At 61.6% G+C, this 15,219-nt stretch carries 13 protein-coding genes and 2 pseudogenes; 6 read left to right on the top strand and 9 right to left on the bottom strand.

Going from position 1 to position 15,219, the window contains the following annotated elements; all coding sequences use genetic code 11:
• Positions 1-155: 155 nt before the first annotated feature.
• Complete coding sequence (locus tag HT737_RS19210; protein WP_182403711.1) at positions 156-1,400, top strand: MFS transporter; 1,245 nt, start codon at positions 156-158, stop codon at positions 1,398-1,400.
• On the opposite strand, the gene cueR is transcribed toward HT737_RS19210, so the two are convergent.
• The 3 genes from cueR to HT737_RS19225 form a co-directional block, all read right to left on the bottom strand.
• Positions 1,354-1,767: a Cu(I)-responsive transcriptional regulator gene (cueR, locus tag HT737_RS19215; RefSeq protein ID WP_182403695.1), complete on the bottom strand. Its 414-nt coding sequence runs from the start codon at positions 1,765-1,767 to the stop codon at positions 1,354-1,356. The genes HT737_RS19210 and cueR overlap by 47 nt on opposite strands.
• The gene (locus HT737_RS19220) at positions 1,764-4,157 is read right to left on the bottom strand and encodes a heavy metal translocating P-type ATPase (RefSeq protein WP_182403697.1); all 2,394 of its coding nucleotides are present in this window, start codon (positions 4,155-4,157) and stop codon (positions 1,764-1,766) included. The genes cueR and HT737_RS19220 overlap by 4 nt, the downstream gene beginning before the upstream one ends.
• A gap of 164 nt (positions 4,158-4,321) precedes the next feature.
• A complete protein-coding gene (locus tag HT737_RS19225) occupies positions 4,322-4,705 on the bottom strand; it encodes a hypothetical protein (protein ID WP_182403699.1) in 384 nt (127 codons plus the stop codon).
• A 148-nt stretch (positions 4,706-4,853) separates the two neighbouring features.
• Here HT737_RS19225 and HT737_RS19230 point away from each other — a divergent pair, with 148 nt between their 5' ends.
• Complete coding sequence (locus HT737_RS19230) at positions 4,854-5,054, top strand: heavy-metal-associated domain-containing protein (protein WP_047291084.1); 201 nt, start codon at positions 4,854-4,856, stop codon at positions 5,052-5,054.
• Between the two features lie 232 nt (positions 5,055-5,286).
• Positions 5,287-6,489 carry a multidrug effflux MFS transporter gene (locus HT737_RS19235; RefSeq protein ID WP_182403701.1) on the top strand — a complete coding sequence of 401 codons (1,203 nt, stop codon included), beginning with the start codon at positions 5,287-5,289 and terminating at the stop codon, positions 6,487-6,489.
• A 3-nt stretch (positions 6,490-6,492) separates the two neighbouring features.
• Here the strand turns inward: HT737_RS19235 and HT737_RS19240 are convergent, their stop codons facing one another.
• From HT737_RS19240 to HT737_RS19250, 3 genes are all read right to left on the bottom strand, one after another.
• Positions 6,493-6,666, bottom strand: coding sequence for a hypothetical protein (locus HT737_RS19240; RefSeq protein ID WP_182403703.1), 174 nt, complete (start codon positions 6,664-6,666; stop codon positions 6,493-6,495).
• A 153-nt stretch (positions 6,667-6,819) separates the two neighbouring features.
• Entirely contained in the window at positions 6,820-7,833 is a 1,014-nt protein-coding gene (locus tag HT737_RS19245; RefSeq protein WP_182403705.1) for a zinc-binding alcohol dehydrogenase family protein, read from the bottom strand.
• 32 nt (positions 7,834-7,865) lie between these two features.
• Positions 7,866-8,159, bottom strand: a complete 294-nt coding sequence (locus HT737_RS19250) for a putative quinol monooxygenase (RefSeq protein WP_182403707.1) — start codon at positions 8,157-8,159, stop codon at positions 7,866-7,868.
• 118 nt (positions 8,160-8,277) lie between these two features.
• On the opposite strand from HT737_RS19250, the gene HT737_RS19255 reads away from it, so the two are divergent.
• From HT737_RS19255 to HT737_RS19265, 3 genes and pseudogenes are all read left to right on the top strand, one after another.
• Positions 8,278-9,207, top strand: a complete 930-nt coding sequence (locus HT737_RS19255; protein ID WP_095667623.1) for a LysR family transcriptional regulator — start codon at positions 8,278-8,280, stop codon at positions 9,205-9,207.
• A gap of 316 nt (positions 9,208-9,523) precedes the next feature.
• A pseudogene (locus tag HT737_RS19260) lies at positions 9,524-10,257 on the top strand (ArsR/SmtB family transcription factor).
• Positions 10,258-10,386: 129 nt separating this feature from the next.
• Positions 10,387-11,766: an MFS transporter gene (locus tag HT737_RS19265; protein ID WP_041067958.1), complete on the top strand. Its 1,380-nt coding sequence runs from the start codon at positions 10,387-10,389 to the stop codon at positions 11,764-11,766.
• Positions 11,767-11,875: 109 nt separating this feature from the next.
• Here the strand turns inward: HT737_RS19265 and HT737_RS19270 are convergent, their stop codons facing one another.
• The 3 genes and pseudogenes from HT737_RS19270 to HT737_RS19280 all read right to left on the bottom strand — a co-directional run bounded on the left by HT737_RS19270 (position 11,876) and on the right by HT737_RS19280 (position 15,093).
• Entirely contained in the window at positions 11,876-12,829 is a 954-nt protein-coding gene (locus tag HT737_RS19270) for an adenosine deaminase (RefSeq protein ID WP_047291090.1), read from the bottom strand.
• Positions 12,830-12,911: 82 nt separating this feature from the next.
• Entirely contained in the window at positions 12,912-13,877 is a 966-nt protein-coding gene (locus tag HT737_RS19275; protein WP_182403709.1) for a 2-oxoglutarate and iron-dependent oxygenase domain-containing protein, read from the bottom strand.
• Between the two features lie 143 nt (positions 13,878-14,020).
• A pseudogene (locus tag HT737_RS19280) lies at positions 14,021-15,093 on the bottom strand (BMP family ABC transporter substrate-binding protein).
• Between the last annotated feature and the right edge of the window lie 126 nt (positions 15,094-15,219).

Genomic DNA, 15,219 nt, shown 5'->3' on the forward strand with positions numbered 1-15,219 from the left:
GGGTTTTTGTGCCCGCATGTTCCTTCACCACACCTCACTGTGGGAGCTGGCTTGCCAGCGATAGCGGAGGTTCAAGCTGAAAAATTTTATCGGATGTACCGGCCTCTTCGCTGGCAAGCCAGCTCCCACAGGGGCCGGTGGTGTCTATGGACTTTATGTGGGAATCTTGTCAGCCCTCGCACACTCAAGGATTGAATGTGAACGCCCGCCTCATCATCAGCGCCCGGCTGATCTCCGACTTCGGCGCTTTCCTCAACATGGTCGCGCTGGCGACGTACGTTTACCTGCTGAGCAACAGCGCCATGAGCGTCGGGGTTTTTCTCGCCAGCCGGGTCGGCGGGGGGATTTTTGCCAGCCTGATTGGCACTCGCTTTTACCGGCGCTGGAACGGCCGGGGGCCGTTGATTGCCTTCGATCTGCTGCGCGCGGTGTTGCTGGGCCTGCTGTTGATCCTGCCGGTGAGCCAGCAGGCGTTGCTGTTGCCGGTGATCGCTTTCGGCCTGGGTTTTGGCAACTCGATGTTCGCTATCGGCCTCAACAGTCAATTGCCGAGGCTGATCGAAGCCGCGCAGCTACTGAAAACCAATGCCTGGCTCACCTCGGCTTCATCGGCGGCAATGGTTGGTGGCAGCCTGGTGTCCGGTTTGCTGGTGGCGGCGTTCGGTTTTGAAACGGTATTCGCGCTCAACGCACTGACCTACTTGCTGGCGGCGTTGTTGATTGCGCCGTTGCGCTTCGCCGCTGCAGACGTCAGCGAACAATCGACCAACGAACGCAGCGAATGGTCAGCCTTGAAACAAGGCCTGCGCAGTGCTCCGGTGATTGCGGCGATGCTCGCCGTGACCATGGCTGACACCTTGGGCAGTGCCGCGCACAACGTCGGCTTCCCGATCATCTCCAGACTGCTGACACCCGATTCGGCCAGCACCACGCTCGGCCTGATGCTGGCGGTGTGGGCCAGCGGCAAACTGCTGGGTGCGCGGATTGCCAGTGGCCTCAAAGGTTCTGATAACCGTGATCTGGAGCGACGGTATTTCTTCGGCGTGGCGTTGATGTCCTGCGGTTTTATCCTGATGTTCCAGCAGCACAGCCTGCTCGGTCTGCTGCTGTTTTCCCTGCCGGCGGGGTTGGGTGACGGCATTTCCGAGGTCGGCCTGATGTCGCGCCTGCAACGCGAACCGGAGCATTTGCGCTTGCCGGTTTTCAGCTTCCTGACCTTGCTGCAAATGACCGGGTTCGGTGTCGGCATGTTGATCGCCGCGCCGTTCTACGGCTGGTGGACGCCGGGTGCCGTGGTGCTGCTGTTCCACGGCATCCCGCTTGGTACGTTGTTGACCGTTAAGCTGTTGGCGCTCAGGCGCGGGCGGGTTGCGCGCAGCAGCCCGACGCCAGTTCCTTGAGGATCGGGCAGTCGGGGCGATGGTCGCCATTACAGTGCTCGACCAGATCCTGCAGGGTGTCACGCAACTCGCCGAGTTCGCGGATCTTCTGGTTCAGCTCGTCGATGTGCTGCCGCGCCAGGGCCTTCACATCGGCGCTGGCGCGCTGGCGATCCTGCCACAGGGTCAGCAGCTTGCCGACTTCCTCCAGAGAAAATCCCAGGTCCCGCGAACGCTTGATGAACGCCAGTGTGTGCAGGTCTTCATCGCTGTAGACCCGGTAGCCGCTGTCGGTACGATGGGCGGCCTTGAGCAGGCCGATCGACTCGTAATAGCGGATCATCTTCGCGCTCAGGCCACTGTGCCGGGCCGCTTGGCCGATGTTCATCGGTGCTCCTCCAGATCCTTCGGTTTCCAGGTTTTCAACAGTAGCGCATTGCTCACCACGCTGACGCTCGACAATGCCATTGCCGCGCCGGCCAGCACCGGGTTGAGAAAACCGAACGCCGCCAGCGGAATGCCGATCAGGTTGTAAACGAAGGCCCAGAACAGATTCTGGCGGATCTTCGCGTAGGTCTTGCGGCTGATCTCCAGCGCGGCGGGCACCAGCCGTGGATCACCGCGCATCAAGGTGATGCCGGCCGCGTGCATGGCCACGTCGGTGCCGCCGCCCATGGCGATACCGATGTCCGCTGCGGCCAGTGCCGGGGCGTCGTTGATGCCATCACCGACCATCGCCACCACCCCGGTTTTTTTCAGTTCGGCGACGGTGGCGGCTTTGTCGGCGGGCAGCACTTCGGCGTGCACGTTCTCGATGCCCAAAGCCTCGGCGACGACTTTCGCGCTGCCGCGGTTGTCGCCGGTCAGCAGATGGCTGTGGATACCCCGGGCGGCCAGTTGTTGCACCGCTTGCAGTGCGCCGGGCTTGAGCGTGTCGCCGAAGGCGAACAAACCGAGCACTTGTGGTTCCGGGCTTTGCTCGATCAGCCACGACAGGGTCCGGCCTTCCGCTTCCCAGGCCTGGGCGGCGTCGGCGAGATCACCCGCGTTGAGGCCGCTTTCCTCCAGCATACGCCGGTTGCCCAGCGCCAGGCGCCGACCGTCAAGATGGCCGGCAATGCCGCGCCCGGTCAGGGACTGGCTGTCGCTGACATCGGGCACGCTCAGCCCGCGCTCGGCGGCCGCGTCCAGCACGGCTTTGGCCAGTGGATGCTCGCTGCCGCGCTGCAGGGCACCGGCCAGCGTCAGCAGGGTATTTTCATCGCCATCCAGCGCACTGAAATGGGCGATGCGCGGCGTACCGGACGTCAGCGTGCCGGTCTTGTCGAAGACCACGTTGTCAACCTCATGGGCTCGCTCCAGCGCTTCGGCGTCCTTGATCAGAATGCCGTGACGCGCGGCCACACCAGTGCCGGCCATGATCGCCGTCGGCGTGGCGAGGCCGAGGGCACACGGACAAGCGATCACCAGCACGGCGACGGCGTTGATCAACGCGGTTTCCATAGGCGCGCCGTACAGCCACCAGCCAATCAACGTGACGAGGGCAATCAGTAACACAGTGGGCACGAACACCTGGCTGACTTTATCCACCAGTTTCTGGATCGGCGCTTTCGCTGCCTGGGCGTCTTCCACCAGCCGAATGATCCGCGCCAGCACGCTTTCCGCGCCGAGGGCGGTGGTGCGCACCAGCAAGCGGCCTTCGCCGTTGATCGCACCGCCGGTGACCTGGTCGCCCGGCTGTTTTGGCACCGGCAGGCTCTCGCCGCTGATCAGCGCTTCGTCAGCGTGGCTCTGGCCTTCCAGCACTTCACCGTCCACCGGGAAGCGTTCGCCGGGTTTGACCAGAACAAGATCGTTGAGGCGCAGGGCGCTGATCGCCACGTCTTGCTCGCGACCATCGATGACTTGAATCGCCCGTTCCGGGCGCAAGGCTTCAAGGGCGCGGATGGCGCTGGCAGTCTGGCGCTTGGCGCGGCTTTCGAGGTATTTGCCAAGCAGCACCAGCGCAATCACCACCGCTGACGCTTCGAAATACAGATGCGGCATGCGCCCGGCGGCGGTGGCCCATTCGTACACGCTTAGGCCATATCCGGCGCTGGTGCCGAGGGCGACCAGCAAATCCATGTTGCCGGCGCCGGCACGCACGGCTTTCCACGCGGCCACATAAAATCGTGCGCCGAAAATGAATTGCACCGGCGTGGCAAGGGCAAATTGCACCCAGGCCGGAAGCATCCAGTGAATACCGAACGGTTGCAGCAGCATCGGCAGCACCAGCGGCAAGGCCAGAGCGATGGCGCAGATCAGCGCCCAGCGTTCATGTTGCAGGCGCTGTTGCTGGTTATCCGCTGCGGGATGTTCGGCTTGCCAGACGCTGGCCGAGTATCCGGCCTTGCTCACGGCGTCGAGCAGTAATTGCGGATCGATCTGACCGAGCATTTCGAGGTGGGCGCGTTCGTTGGCGAGGTTGACGCTGACGCTCCTCACCCCGGGGACTTTGTTCAGGGCGCGCTCGACGCGACCGACGCACGAGGCGCAGGTCATGCCGTCGATGCTCAGCTCCACGGTTTGTTGGGGGACGCTGTAACCGGCGCGTTCAACCGCCTCCATCAACGCCGGCAAGCTGTCACCGGGTGCCTGGACGCGGGCCTGTTCGGTGGCGAGATTGACGCTGACGCCACTGGCGCCGCTGACGTTGCGCAACGCCCGCTCGACACGCCCGGCGCAACTGGCGCAGGTCATGCCGGCAATCGGCAGATCGAAAGTGATGGAATCGGACATCGGTCTTACTCCCTGTAGAAGATGTCTACAAGGATCAACCTTGCCATGCGGGCAAGGTCAAGCGCCAATCTGAAAAGCAAAAAGATCGCAGCCTTCGGCAGCTCCTACAGGTGGATTGCATTCCAATGCAGGAGCTGCCGAAGGCTGCGATCTTTTTCGTTGACTCAATATTCGAGGGCGGCAGGTCGCAGGTACAAGCCTTTGGCGTTGGACGCGATCCGGTACTTGAGCACATCGCCGGCCTTGAGCGAGATCTGCTGCGCGGGCGGCGCGAGCATGCCTGCCTGGCACCCCGGCATCTGGCCAGGCAATTGTTTCAGACGAATGGAAATCGTGCCGTGCGGCAGATTGAACGAAGTGGTCTGCTCCTGAAGCAGGCGCGCCGCCAGTTCGTCATTGAGATATACGCCAATTTCACAGGAAGTCGGCACTTCCAGGCGCTCGCGCGAGATGATCAGAACCGCATAGTCCTCACCGGTCGCATTGGCCTGAGGCAGGGCGGCAAAGAGGCTGAGCAAGCCAAACAGGCTGAAAGCTGACCAGCGCATGGCTGAATCTCCTGAATTTGAGTCATTGATGCACGCAGCTTGGCTGAGCGCAGCGCCGATTGCCAGCCCGGCAGTTTTACGCAGAACTTGACCTTGCCATGGTGGCAAGCTCGACACTGCCGGCAACCTCACTCAAAGGAGTCCCTCCATGCAAGTGTTCAGCGTTCAAGGCATGTCCTGCGGCCACTGTGTCAAAGCCATCACCAACGCCGTGCAGGCGAAAGATCCGGCAGCCAGCGTGCGGGTCGATCTGGCAGCCAAAGAAGTCGGCGTCGAGAGTTCGCTCAGCCCCGAGCAAGTGATTGAGGTCATCAGCGAAGAGGGCTACCCGGTAAAACTCGCCGGATGACGATGAATCCCCTGTGGCGAGGGAGCTTGCTCCCGCCGGGTCGCGAAGCGGCCCTTTTTTTCCAATTGAAAACACTGGGCCTGCTGCGCAGTCCAGCGGGAGCAAGCTCCCTCGCCACAGGTCAGGTGTAAATCATCTGATTTTTAATAGTTAGCGAGCTATCGGAATGTTCAAGGTGTCTTTGCGCGGCTAGACTGTCGGGCTGCCGACTCCAATCCAACCTGGATGCCTGATGAACTTCCGTACCATTCTGATTCTCGGTGCCTTGAGCGCCTTCGGTCCGCTGGCGATCGACTTCTATCTGCCGGCGTTCCCGTCAATGGCACTGGCCTTTGGCACCGATGAAAAGCACGTCCAGCTGACACTGGCAGCGTATTTCGCCGGTCTGTCGATCGGGCAGTTGTTGTATGGCCCGGTGGCCGACCGGTTTGGTCGGCGCCTGCCGCTGCTGGTCGGTGTCGGCCTGTTCACGCTGGCCTCATTGGCCTGCGCCTATGCACCCAATCTGCAATGGCTGATCGGGGCCCGCTTCGTCCAGGCCTTGGGCGGCTGCGCGGGGATGGTGATTTCCCGGGCGGTGGTCAGCGACAAATGCGATGCCGTCGGATCGGCGAAAGTCTTCTCGCAGTTGATGCTGGTGATGGGTTTGGCGCCAATCCTCGCACCATTGCTCGGCGGTCTGCTGGTCAACACCACGGGCTGGCAGTCGATCTTCCTCGTGCTGACCGGCTTTAGTGCACTGGCCGGCCTCGCTGTGGCGCTGGGGTTACCGGAAAGCCTGCCGGCCTACGTGCCGCGCCAGCCGCTGTCCGGTGCGTTGCGTCAATACGGCCGGTTGTTCGGCGACCGGGTGTTTCTCGGCCACGCACTGACCGGCGGTATCGCGGTCGCCGGAATGTTTTCCTACATCGCCGGCTCACCATTTGTCTTCATCAAACTGTACGGCGTACCCGCCGAGCATTTCGGCTGGCTGTTCGGTACCAATGCAGCGGGTTTCATTCTGGTGGCTCAGGTCAACGCGCGGCTGTTGGCCAAGCGCGGTCCGTCCTTCCTGCTGGCACGAGCGGTGTGGGTATACCTGTTGGCCGGCGTTTCGCTGCTCGCGGTCAGCGCGATGCACACCGAAGCATTGTGGCCGCTGTTGATTCCGTTGTTCGTGTGCATTGCCAGCCTCGGCTGCATCCTGCCCAATGCTGCGGCATGTGCGATGAACGGCCAGGGTGCGCGCGCCGGGAGTGCCTCGGCGCTGATGGGCTGCCTGCAATTCAGCGTGGCCTCCGGCGCGGCCTCGCTGGTGGGTGTCCTGCACGACGGCAGCGCCATGCCGATGGCCATGGTCATCAGCCTGTGCGGACTGCTGGTGGTGAGCATTGCGTTGTACACCCGGCGTTTGCAGAATGCCCGGGCACTGGCGCAAGCACAGGCCGAAGCCTGAACGTCAGCCGACGGCGCGTTGTTGTTCGGGCTGGGGAATCTGATGGGGCGCGTGCAGGCGCGCTTCGAGGGTACGGGTGAAGGCGAGGGCCTCGGCTTCACTGCGAAAGGTCACGGCGTGCTGGTCCAGACGAACCTGCCATTGAGACTTTGCCACTTCTTTTATCAGGATCTTCATTGCTGACCTCCCTTGTGTAAAAGATGCATCGCAGAGGGTTCGAGTGTAGACCTGAATACGATCGCATTTGTGACAACGGAGAAGCATCTGACTGACGGCAAAAAACAGCGCCAGCCCTTAACGGGTCTGGCGCTGATTGCGGCCGTCGGATTCTCAGAAACTTTCTAAAACAATTTTGCCCTTGGCTTTGCCGCTTTCCAGCAACTCGTGCGCGCGTCGCAGGTTCGCCGCATTGATCGTGCCGAAATGCTCGCCCACCGTAGTTTTCAAAGTCCCCGCATCAATCAGCTCGGCCACGCGGTTGAGCAGTTTGTGCTGCTCGATCATGTCCGGGGTTTCGAATAGCGAGCGGGTGTACATGAATTCCCAGTGCAGCGACAGGCTCTTGCGCTTGAGCTTGCTCACATCCAGTGACTTGGGATCGTCGATCAGTGCCAGTTTGCCTTGCGGCGCCAAGGCCTCGACCAGTTGATCGAGGTGCAGATCGGTCTGGGTCAGGCTGGCGACGTGGGTCACGTGGTCGATGCTGGCGCGCTGCAGCTCTTCGCTCAACGGCTGGCTGTGGTCGATCACCAGATCGGCGCCCAGCTCAGTCACCCAGTCGCGAGTCTGTGCACGGGACGCGGTGCCGATCACCTTCAGGCCGGTCAACTGGCGAGCCAGTTGGGTGAGGATCGAACCGACGCCGCCAGCGGCGCCGACGATCAGCAGGCTTTGACCTTCATCGGTCTTGCCCTCACGGATCTGCAGGCGTTCGAACAGCAATTCCCACGCGGTGATCGCGGTCAGCGGCAGGGCAGCGGCTTCGGCGAAACCCAGGGACTTGGGCATGTGGCCGACAATCCGCTCATCCACCACGTGCAGTTCGCTGTTGCCACCGGCACGGGCGATGGAGCCGGCGTAGAACACCTTGTCGCCGGCCTTGAACAGCGTCACTTCACTGCCGACGGCTTTGACCACGCCGGCGACGTCCCAGCCCAGCACTTTTGCCGCGCCGTTTTCCGGCGCCACGTTCTGCCGCACCTTGGTGTCGACCGGGTTGACCGAGATGGCTTTGACTTCCACCAGCAGGTCGCGCGGGCCGGCGACCGGCTCCGGCAGTTCGATGTCTTGCAGGGATTTTTCGTCGCTGATCGGCAGGGAAGCGTAATAGGCGATGGCTTTCATGACTTGCTCCGTAGCGGTAATAGAAGAAGGGCTCAGGCGATGCTGCCCAGGCGTTTCAATTGGAAGTGTTCGATACAGTGGCCGGCTGTGGCCTGGAAATTCTGGAAGTGCTCGCTGGCGTTGTGCGCCTGGAGGATTTCTTCGCTGGCCCAGTGTTCGATCACATAGAAAGTCAGCGGGTCGGCGAGGTCGCGGTGCAGGTCGTACTGGCCGCAGCCTTCCTCGGCGCGGCTCGGCTCGACCAGTGCGCGCAGAGCGTTTTCGAGGGTCTCCTGCTGACCGGGTTTAGCGATCAGGGTGGCGATGGCGGTGAATGCTTGGGACATGTTTGGCTCCGGTCGCGGGATAAATGGGCTTGGGCCAATCATTGGCTATTTCTCGGCGCGATAAAACCGGCTAAAAGAGCAGTCTCTTTCAATTTTATTTTGATAATCGAGGCTGAGAATGCTGCGTTTCGACGATTTACAGTTGTTCGTTCGCGCTGCGGACCTGGGCAGTCTGTCGGCAGCCGCGCGGGTGATGGACATGTCTGCCGCGGTGGCCAGCGCCGCGCTCAAGCGTATCGAACAGCAACTGGGCGTGCGCTTGCTGGCGCGTTCGACCCGCAGCCTGCGCCTGACCGCCGAGGGCGAAGGCTTTCTCGAATATGCCCGGGCCGCGCTCGGTTCGCTGGACGAGGGCCGGCGCTTTCTCTCCAGCGCGCAGGATCAGGTCAGCGGCATCCTGCAGTTATCGGCGCCTTCGGATTTCGGGCGTAACCTGCTGTTGCCGTGGCTTGACGAGTTTCAGCGCGAGCACCCGAAGCTGACCGTGCGGCTGTTGCTCGGTGACCGTATCGCCGACCTGTTCCGCCAGCCAGTGGACATTGCCCTGCGCTATGGCGAACCGGAAGATTCGAGCCTGGTGGCCCTGCCCATCGCCCCGGACAATCGCCGCGTGCTCTGCGCCTCGCCGGCCTACCTGGCGCGCCACGGCGAGCCGCGTCAGCTCGAACAATTGGCGCAGCACAATTGCCTGCTGTACATGCTCGGCAGCCGCGTGCATGACCATTGGAGTTTTCATGACGGCAAGCGCGAAGTCGGCCTGACGGTCAGTGGCGATCGCTTCAGTGATGACGCCGACGTCGTACGGTTGTGGGCGGTGGCGGGGGCGGGGATTGCCTATAAATCGTGGCTCGATGTCGGCACCGATGTCCTCGCCGGACGCCTCAAAGTGTTGCTGCCGGAGCTTCTCTGCGAGCGTGCTCCGCTGAATCTGTTGTGCGCCCATCGCGCGCAATTGAGTAAGCCGGTAAACCTTTTAAGGGAAATGCTCGCCAGCCGATGCGTCGAATTGAGTAGTCAATTTCCCCATTTCCCGAAAGTTGATCATTAGTCGCAGGCAATTAGCGAAATTTCACTCAGGAACTATCACCATTCGCGTCAGCCACGGCGCAGGAAGCCGCGTGCATCCCGCTTATACTAGCGACCGCCTCAAACCTGCACCGACAACCGGCCAGGGCAGAATCAGGCCGGTTTTTCCAGGGCCGTGCCTGCGCCATACAAACGCTGTGAACACACCATCGACGGGTGTGGCAGTGCTGACCTGGCTTGCACCGGCTCATGGCGTTTTACCCGTCTTGGCCGACGACACATTACTGGTCAAGATGTCTTCGAGCAGTAGACGATACGATTCAACAGGGAGTGAATACATGGAACATGCACCTTGCATCAGCCAGATCGCCACGCTGCTGGCCGACCCCCAAGCGCAGCGCGATGATGTGGGCGTTGATGGATGGCTCGGCCCGCCAGACCGAGGAGCTGGCGCTGCTGGCAGGGCTGTCGCCGTCGTCGGCCAGTGCGCATCTGGGGCGTTTGTCCGCGGGTGGCCTGTTGAAAGTCGAGGTCCGTGGACGCAAGCGCTTCTTCCGCCTGGCGGCTCCGGAAATCGCAGCCGCCATTGAAGCCCTGGCCAGTGCCACGATTGCCAGTGCGCCGCGGGACGTCCCTCACGTATTCAAACGCTCGACGCCGATCAACAATCCACGAACCGCGCCGTCCTCGCTGCTGCGTGCGCGCTTTTTGCGACGATCATTTGGGCGGCACGCTGGCCGCCGATCTGTACCAGCGTTTGCTCGATGCCGGTTGGATCGAACAGATCGAGCAGCGGGTCGTGGTGACGCTCAAAGGCTCGACGCAGCTGGCGAATCGCGGGGTGTTCATTCAGGCCCTGGCTCATCGCAAGGCCCAGGTGGCGTGTGCCTGTCCGGACTGGAGCGAACGCCGTCCGCATCTGGGCGGTTCACTGGGCGCCGCGTTGCTGCAATTGTTCATGCAGTCCGGCTGGCTGGTGCTGCCCAAGGATTCTCGCGCATTGCAAGTCACGCCGGCCGGACAGCGGGAAATCCACTGTTTCGCCAAGGAAGTCGAGCTGGAACTGGCGTAATAGAGCATTCGCCGGTCAACACTTCGGGGCTTGCGTCGTCTGTGACTGCGAACAGGTCGTATCCAGAAAAAGCGTTGAGGCGTTATCGCGCACACTCGGTCCGCACACTTCGTGGATGGGGGATGAGGTATGGATACGCGAAACTTCAGCGCGGCAGAACGCCTGGAACGGCTGCCGCTCAGCGGTTATCACCGGGTCATTTTCATCATCATCGCCTTGGCGTTCTTTTTCGATTCCATGGACCTGGCCATGATGACGTTCCTGCTCGGCTCGATCAAAAGCGAGTTTGGCCTGAGCAGTGCACAAGCCGGCCTGCTCGCCAGTTCGAGTTTTTTCGGGATGGTGCTGGGGGCATCGCTGTCGGGCATGCTCGCCGACCGCTTCGGGCGCAAACCGGTGTTTCAGTGGAGCATCGTGCTGTGGGGCGTGGCCAGTTATCTGTGTTCGACCGCACAAACGGTCGAGAGCCTGACGCTGTTCCGCATCCTGCTGGGGATCGGCATGGGCATGGAGTTTCCCATTGCGCAGTCGATGCTCTCGGAGCTGATCCCGGCGCAACGGCGCGGTCGCTACATCGCATTGATGGACGGTTTCTGGCCATTGGGTTTTGTCGCTGCCGGCGTACTGTCTTACTTCCTGCTGCCGTTGATTGGCTGGCGCGACATCTTCCTGGTGTTGGCGGTACCGGCGGTGTTTGTGCTGGCGATCCGTTTTTTCATTCCCGAATCACCGCGCTGGCTGGAGCAGGCCGGACGTCACGCAGCGGCGGACAAGGTCCTCGGCGCCATCGAGGCACGGGTGCGCACGTCTCTTGGCGTTGCGACATTACCTGAGCCGGTGCGCCTGCCAAGGACAGTGACGCCCCCGGGCAACTTCTTCTCGGCCCTGCAGCAGATCTGGTCGCCGCAATACCGCCAGCGCACGACGATGATCTGGAGTCTGTGGTTTTTCGCCTTGCTCGGTTTTTACGGACTGACGTCGTGGCTCAGTGCCTTGTTGCAGCAGTCGGGTTTCGCCGTGACCCAGTCGGTGTATTACACCGTGCTGATTTCACTGGGCGGGATTCCCGGGTTTCTGATGGCGGCGTGGCTGGTGGAGCGATGGGGGCGTAAACCGGTGTGCATCGTCACTCTGCTGGGCGGCGGGGTGATGGCGTTCATCTACGGCCAAAGTGCGGTGTTTGGGGGCAATGTCGCGCTGTTGATCGGCTCCGGATTGTTGATGCAGTTTTTCCTGTTCGGCATGTGGGCGGTGCTCTACACCTACACACCGGAGTTGTACCCGACTTCGGCGCGCGCCACGGGCTCGGGCTTTGCCTCGGCGATTGGCCGTGTCGGCTCGTTGCTCGGACCGCTGGTGACCGGATTGGTGTTCCCGATTACCGGGCAGGGCGGGGTGTTTGCGCTGGGGGCGCTGTGCTTTGCGATTGCGGCGGGGGTGGTGTGGCTGTTCGGGATGGAGACGCGGGGCAAGACGCTGGAAGAGCTTACAGAGTCGACACCGGTGTAAATGTGGGAGCGAGCCTGCTCGCGAAAGCCGAGTGTCAGACAACTCAAACTTTGACTGACATGAAGCCTTCGCGAGCAGGCTCGCTCCCACATCGGTTATGCGGTGTTGCTTACGGTTTTACCAGGCGCGCATCCAGGCTGTTCTGCGCCAGGCGCTTGGCCTGATCCTGAGTCATGCCCAGGTGTTCGTGCAGCGCGTGGAAGTTCTCGGTGACGTAACCGCCGAAGTACGCCGGGTCATCCGAGTTGACGGTGACCTTCACTCCACGCTCGAGCATGTCGAGGATGTTGTGCTTCGACATGTGATCGAACACGCAGAGTTTGGTGTTCGACAGCGGGCACACGGTCAGCGGGATCTGCTCGTCGATGATCCGCTGCATCAGGCGCTCGTCTTCGATGGCGCGTACGCCATGGTCGATACGCTGGATTTTCAGCAGGTCGATGGCTTCCCAGATGTACTCGGGCGGGCCTTCTTCACCGGCGTGGGCGACGGTCAGGAAGCCTTCGTGGCGGGCGCGGTCGAACACGCGCTGGAACTTGCTCGGCGGGTGACCCATCTCGGAGCTGTCGAGACCGACGGCGACAAACGCATCACGGAACGGCAGCGCCTGATCCAGTGTTTTCTGTGCTTCGTCTTCGCTCAGGTGGCGCAGGAAGCTCAGGATCAAACCGCTGGTGATGCCCAGTTGCTGCTCGCCATCCTTGAGTGCCGCGGCGATGCCGTTGAGCACCACTTCGAACGGGATGCCGCGGTCGGTGTGGGTCTGCGGGTCGAAGAACGGTTCGGTGTGAATCACGTTCTGCGCTTTGCAGCGCAGCAGGTAGGCCCAGGTCAGGTCGTAGAAGTCCTGCGAGGTGCGCAGCACGTCGGCGCCCTGGTAATACAGGTCGAGGAATTCCTGCAGGTTGTTGAAGGCGTAGGCCTTGCGCAGGGTTTCGACATCGCTCCACGGCAGGGCGATCTTGTTGCGTTCGGCCAGGGCGAACAGCAACTCAGGCTCCAGCGAGCCTTCCAGATGCAGGTGCAGTTCGGCCTTGGGCAGGGCGTTGAGCCAATCGTACATATTCTTTTCTCATCAGGTGCAGATGGCGGCCATTCTACAGATGCGCGCCGAAACAATTGGCAAAACCTGACCAAGCGATCCATCACACTGCTTGCGGCTCGCGTCGATAGGCGTAGGTATCGGCGAAGCGCGACAGCAGGAATTCGGCGCAGGTGGTGGTCGGATATTTCGCCGGATGCTGTGCGTCCTGACAACCGGGCAGGCATTCGATGTGAGTATCCGGATGCGGCTCGGCGAAGAACGGCATCGAATAGCGATCCACCCCCAGCGGGCTGATCACCCGGTGCGGGGTCGAGCGATAACGGTCATTGCTCCAGCGCGCCATCATGTCGCCGAGGTTGACCACGAAGGTGCCGTCAATCGGTGGCGCGTCGATCCATTCACCGTTGATGTTCTTCACTTGCAGGCCGCCGGCGCTGTCTTGGTAGAGCAGGGTGATGCAGCCGTAATCGGTGTGCGCGCCGGCGCCTTGCTGTTCGGCGCTGCTGGCGGTGTGGCGTGGTGGGTAGTGGATCATCCGCAGTACGCTGACCGGCTCAACGAAGCGCGAGTCGAAGAAGTCGCGTTCGATCCCCAGCGCAAGCGTCATCGCCCGCAGCAGGGTTTGCGCGAGGGCCTGCATGTCGAGGTAATGCTGCTCCATCAGCGCCTCCCAGCCCGCTTGCGCCGGATGGCGATTCGGCCCGCGCAGCGGTTTTTCCGCGAGCACGTCGGGATGATCCGCCGGCAAGTGCAGGCCCATGTCGAAGGTTTCCTTGAGGTCGCTGGGTTTGTCCGGGTCGAGCTGTTCGGTGGCGATGGCGCCGTAGCCGCGATGGTGGCGGGTCCGGGTGATGTCGATCCGCAGTTTTTCTTCTGCCGGTTGCGCAAAAAAACGCTGGGCGTGGTCGAGCAGCGAGTCGATGCGCTGCGCGGAAATCGGGTGGCCCTTGATGTAGAAAAAGCCCCATTCGCGGCAGGCCTGGTCGATCTGCGCGGCGACGGCGGGCCAGGCGTTTTGGTCGGTGGAATAGAGCGGGCTGATGTCGATGACCGGAAGCTGATCCATACACAATCCTTGAGAACGCTGAAGATCAAATGTGGGAGCTGGCTTGCCAGCGATAGCGGTCTGACAGGCAACAATGATGTTGAATGTGAGGACCCCATCGCTGGCAAGCCAGCTCCCACGGGGACGATGCAAGTTTGAAGAGATTACTTCGGCATCTCGGCTTCATGCCTTCAACGTAGTAGTTCATCGACGCCAGTTCGGCATTGGTTGCGCTCACCCCGGCAGGGATTTTCTCCACGCCGGCCTGATCCTTGATCGGCCCGGTGAACGGTTGCAGCGCACCGCTCTTGATGTCGGCGATGATCTGTTCGGCCTCGGCTTTCACCGGTGCCGGCACCAGCTCGCTGATCGGCAGTTCAACCGTGCCTTCTTTCAGCCCGCCCCAGTAATCCTGGGATTTCCAGCTGTGGTCGATCACACTTTGGGTCGCTTGAATGTAATGCGGCGCCCAGTCATTGACGATCGAAGTCAGCACCGCTTTCGGGCCGAAATGCGCCATGTCCGAGGCGTAACCCACAGCGTACACGCCACGCCGTTCAGCGGCCTGGATCGGCGCCGGGCTGTCGGTGTGCTGGAACACCACGTCCACGCCCTGATCGATCAGCGCGTTGGCGGCATCGGCTTCCTTGCCCGGGTCAAACCACGAGTTGACCCACACCACTTTGATTTCAGTGCCGGGGTTGTACTTGTTCAGGGCCAGTTGGATCGCGTTGATGTCGCGGATCACTTCCGGAATCGGGAACGAGGCGACGTAGCCGATTTTCTTGGTCTTGGTCATTTTCGCCGCGAGGAAACCGCCGACATAACGCCCCTCGTAGGTGCGCGCCAGATAGGTGCCGAGGTTCTTGTCCTGCTTGTAGCCGGTGGCGTGTTCGAAGGTCACCTTGGGAAACTGTTTAGCGACTTTCAACGTCGGGTTCATGTAGCCGAAGGAGGTGGTGAAGATCAGGTCGTAATTGTCCTTGGCCATGTTGCGGATCACCCGCTCGGCGTCGGCGCCCTCGGCCACGTTCTCGACGTAATTGGTGGTGATCTGCGCGCCGAATTTCTCCGCCAGCGCCTTGCGTCCCTGTTCATGCTGATACGTCCAGCCGTGGTCGCCGATCGGGCCGATGTAGACGAAACCGACCTTCAGCGGATCGGCAGCGCTGGCGCTCAGGCTGATCCCCAGACCGATGGCGGCGCACAGCAGTTTGTGCAGCGGACGTATTTGCATGAATTCGAACTCCATTTTGTTGTGTGTGGTCAGGGGCAATGCAAATTGCTGACCAAAAGGACAACAAAGCAAAAGATCGCAGCCTGCGGCAGCTCCTACAGGGGAATGGGAAACCTGTAGGAGCTG

The organism is Pseudomonas sp. MD195_PC81_125, assembly GCF_014060985.1.
Taxonomy (GTDB): domain Bacteria; phylum Pseudomonadota; class Gammaproteobacteria; order Pseudomonadales; family Pseudomonadaceae; genus Aquipseudomonas; species Aquipseudomonas parakoreensis.

Excerpts from the sequence above, each read along its gene's own strand:
- HT737_RS19245 (WP_182403705.1), bottom strand. The coding sequence starts at position 7,833 with ATGAAAGCCATCGCCTATTACGCTTCCCTGCCGATCAGCGACGAAAAA.
- cueR (WP_182403695.1), bottom strand. The coding sequence starts at position 1,767 with ATGAACATCGGCCAAGCGGCCCGGCACAGTGGCCTGAGCGCGAAGATG.
- HT737_RS19220 (WP_182403697.1), bottom strand. The coding sequence starts at position 4,157 with ATGTCCGATTCCATCACTTTCGATCTGCCGATTGCCGGCATGACCTGC.
- HT737_RS19265 (WP_041067958.1), top strand. The coding sequence starts at position 10,387 with ATGGATACGCGAAACTTCAGCGCGGCAGAACGCCTGGAACGGCTGCCG.
- HT737_RS19240 (WP_182403703.1), bottom strand. The coding sequence starts at position 6,666 with ATGAAGATCCTGATAAAAGAAGTGGCAAAGTCTCAATGGCAGGTTCGT.
- HT737_RS19250 (WP_182403707.1), bottom strand. The coding sequence starts at position 8,159 with ATGTCCCAAGCATTCACCGCCATCGCCACCCTGATCGCTAAACCCGGT.
- HT737_RS19235 (WP_182403701.1), top strand. The coding sequence starts at position 5,287 with ATGAACTTCCGTACCATTCTGATTCTCGGTGCCTTGAGCGCCTTCGGT.
- HT737_RS19225 (WP_182403699.1), bottom strand. The coding sequence starts at position 4,705 with ATGCGCTGGTCAGCTTTCAGCCTGTTTGGCTTGCTCAGCCTCTTTGCC.
- HT737_RS19275 (WP_182403709.1), bottom strand. The coding sequence starts at position 13,877 with ATGGATCAGCTTCCGGTCATCGACATCAGCCCGCTCTATTCCACCGAC.
- HT737_RS19230 (WP_047291084.1), top strand. The coding sequence starts at position 4,854 with ATGCAAGTGTTCAGCGTTCAAGGCATGTCCTGCGGCCACTGTGTCAAA.
- HT737_RS19210 (WP_182403711.1), top strand. The coding sequence starts at position 156 with ATGTGGGAATCTTGTCAGCCCTCGCACACTCAAGGATTGAATGTGAAC.
- HT737_RS19255 (WP_095667623.1), top strand. The coding sequence starts at position 8,278 with ATGCTGCGTTTCGACGATTTACAGTTGTTCGTTCGCGCTGCGGACCTG.
- HT737_RS19270 (WP_047291090.1), bottom strand. The coding sequence starts at position 12,829 with ATGTACGATTGGCTCAACGCCCTGCCCAAGGCCGAACTGCACCTGCAT.